Genomic DNA, 2,957 nt, shown 5'->3' with positions numbered 1-2,957 from the left:
CACTATGTTCCCTATCTTCCTCTATTTTTACAACAACAATTTCCCCCGCTTTGCTTCAAATCCCCAAAAACCTTATACCGAACGTCGGGACTGCGCCCTATAAAGCACACTACCAAGCAGGGGCAGCCCCTCCTGCCTCCGGCTAATACGGGGCAAAGGCAGGCTGCCACCGAATCTCATCGTAAGACAACTTTTCCTCTTTCAGTAAAAGCCTAAAAACTAAAGCTGTATCCCAAATTATAGGGTCCAATATGCTATATCCCACATCTATTTTTCTAATATCTCATTTAATCTAATTAACTTAATAATATCATATTTACTACCGGAGCTAACGTCATAATATATTATATCATTGCTAATCCAACCAATATTTTTTGTATATTCGAACAATATACTATTTTTATCAGCCAAATAAGATATTTTTATTTCCCTATTTTTAATATTTATACATACAATTTGACTTGCAAAAAAGGATCTTCCATCTTCACATGTATAAAGCAATAATAGACTTTCAGAATCAGGGGACTCTTTTGCCATACTGTAATATATCATGGGGCGTCCATCAAATATATTTTTATCGTATAGAATATTGCATTTTCTTTTTTTAATATCTGTCACTATCTCTTTTTCATATTTAGAATAAATTAGGTTTTGTTTTGTTTCAAATATTTCTTCATATTTATAAAATAAACGTTTGTCATTAATTGTTTCGATATATTTTAATTTATCAGAAATAATTTCTATTTTATCAACTTTTAAATTATATTCATCATCACGATATCCTACTAATAAATAATTATTTTGTTCTAAAACATAAAAAATAGTCCCTTTTATTTCTATTTCAGAAAATAATTTTTCAGTAGTTTGACAATTTATATTATGATTAACAAAAACTAAAACAAGCAAAAACATAACGACATTTTTATTTACTTTCATTTGTTTGGCTTCTCCTTTATAAATTTTTCAATTGCTTTAGATAATATCTCAGCCATTTTATCCATATATTTATCATTCCCTAATAATTTTCTGCCCTTTGCACTCCCTAGAGTTCCAATTTCAATTAATGTAGCAGGAGCTTTTGTATCCCACAATTCTCCAAACCTTCCAACCCAAGTTTGATTGTCTGATTTTATTCTAGCTTCAAATCCTGCTGACTCCAATTCTTTTTGAAAAAATTCTGCAATTTTTTTACTTATTGGCCTTCCTGTCATATAAAATATTTCAATTCCAACATACCCATCTCCTCGCAAAGAATCAGCATGAATTGAAATATGAAGGGCTACTTTATGATTTTTTCCAAATCTATTTGACTCTTTAACTTTTCTTGAAACCGTATATGCATTATACGGAGGTGCTTTAATATTAATAGCATTGACACCTAAATTCGAAAGTTTAGGCATTAATCTGCTTGTTAACCTATATATATAACTGATTTCTTTGTACCCATCATGACATGTTCCTGGATCGGATCCCGGTCTATCCATCCCATGTCCAGGACTAACAACTACCCATTCTTCTGTTTGCCTCCCATCCGGATCAATATACTCAACCGGATTATTCCCCGCATAATGGTAAAGCTGCAAACATCCCTTCTCTGATACCAGTTCTATCCAGTATAACACAACTTTTCCCCGCTTTGCTTCAAATCCCCATAAAATCTTATACCGAACGTCGGGACTACGCCCCATAAAGCCCACTACCCAAGCAGGGCGCAGCCCCTCCTGCCTCCGGCTAACACGGGGCAAAGGCAAGAACGCTGTGTTTGACGGTTAAACATATATTTAAAGATCATTTCTTTAATTAGTTCTAAAAAGCAAAACAAATCCTTTTACATCGAATAATATTCCATCTTGCCTCTTCTTATAAGCATAACACCTATTCCAGTAATTTCGAATTTCTTTGTAAAACCAGAAATAACCAAAATAAGGTTATCCCCTATAGTCTTCATGGAACAATCCCTACTATTTAGCACTATTACATCCTCATCTCTTGCTCCAAAAATATAAATTTCATAAATATCATAAGAATTAGGCTCAAATTCTGTTGCAATTACAATAACCAATTGAGAATCATCTTCAATAACATTAACTCGATCTGAATATCTTTTAGGTGGTTCTCTAGTCATTGCATACAACCCAACAGAACAAATAATACAAACACTTAATATAATACGTTTCACAACTTCTTACCCCCCTGATAAAATATCAATTGCAGCCTGAGAGGATATCCCAGAATTTAAAATAATTTGTGCTTCCTTCAGTAATCTTTCATGATTAACAAGCCCTCCATTTTGATACTGATAAACATCAGCATTCCACTGCCCTACGAATTGAGCCCTACCCTCTAGTGTTGGAATATCCGATAATTTTTGGATATTATCCAACACACTTGGAATCCTTGGGTCACCTTTTGAATAGGGATCTCCTCCAGTGGAATATTGAATTTGCTCAGCAACTAGACAAAATAATGATGTAATATTTGTTTTATATTGTACTTGGTGATATAACTCATGAGCTTCCAAACCGACTCTCCCCGTATCAGAAGGTTTACCCAAATTATATTCTCTTGGAGTATTATACCCACCTTGATAACTATCATTGGTTGGCATATATATATTGCCCCATGGCGCAGAAAAACCACGATCTATATCAACATAAATTATTCTTGTATTCTTCACAAGCGCTCCATAGTCGCTCCCCATTGTATATGAAAAAAACTCAATTGATGAGCTTTGCTGACCTGCAAAACCTACATTATTCAAATATAGAATCATATTACTAGAAAATACCAACAATTGAGAAATAAAACTTTCAGAACTTTCTCCATCCGGATCAATATACTTCACCGGATTATTCCCCGCATAATGGTAAAGCTGCAGGTTTACAAGATTGTACACACCTCCCATACCGGGGAGACTCCGGTTGTGCCTCCTCGTCTCATCACTTACAGGCGCTACA

General features: G+C 34.3%; 4 protein-coding genes. All 4 read right to left on the bottom strand.

Features of this window, described 5'->3' with window-relative positions; translation table 11 throughout:
* Positions 1-267 precede the first annotated feature (267 nt).
* Positions 268-936, bottom strand: coding sequence for a hypothetical protein (locus tag WKV44_10505; protein MEM5948966.1), 669 nt, complete (start codon positions 934-936; stop codon positions 268-270).
* Complete coding sequence (locus tag WKV44_10500; protein ID MEM5948965.1) at positions 933-1,583, bottom strand: N-acetylmuramoyl-L-alanine amidase; 651 nt, start codon at positions 1,581-1,583, stop codon at positions 933-935. The genes WKV44_10505 and WKV44_10500 overlap by 4 nt, the downstream gene beginning before the upstream one ends.
* 245 nt (positions 1,584-1,828) lie before the next feature.
* Positions 1,829-2,179, bottom strand: a complete 351-nt coding sequence (locus tag WKV44_10495; protein ID MEM5948964.1) for a hypothetical protein — start codon at positions 2,177-2,179, stop codon at positions 1,829-1,831.
* Positions 2,180-2,185: 6 nt separating this feature from the next.
* On the bottom strand, positions 2,186-2,905 hold the full coding sequence (locus tag WKV44_10490) for a hypothetical protein (GenBank protein ID MEM5948963.1): 720 nt from the start codon (positions 2,903-2,905) through the stop codon (positions 2,186-2,188).
* Positions 2,906-2,957 lie beyond the last annotated feature (52 nt).

Source organism: Spirochaetia bacterium 38H-sp (genome assembly GCA_039023545.1).
Classification (GTDB): Bacteria; Spirochaetota; Spirochaetia; order Winmispirales; family Winmispiraceae; genus Rarispira; species Rarispira pelagica.
The sequence above is the reverse complement of the archived record's forward strand: the minus strand, read 5'-3'. Positions and strand labels throughout refer to the sequence as shown.

Coding starts and splice junctions, on each gene's coding strand:
- WKV44_10505 (MEM5948966.1), bottom strand. CDS start 936: ATGAAAGTAAATAAAAATGTCGTTATGTTTTTGCTTGTTTTAGTTTTT.
- WKV44_10490 (MEM5948963.1), bottom strand. CDS start 2,905: ATGGGAGGTGTGTACAATCTTGTAAACCTGCAGCTTTACCATTATGCG.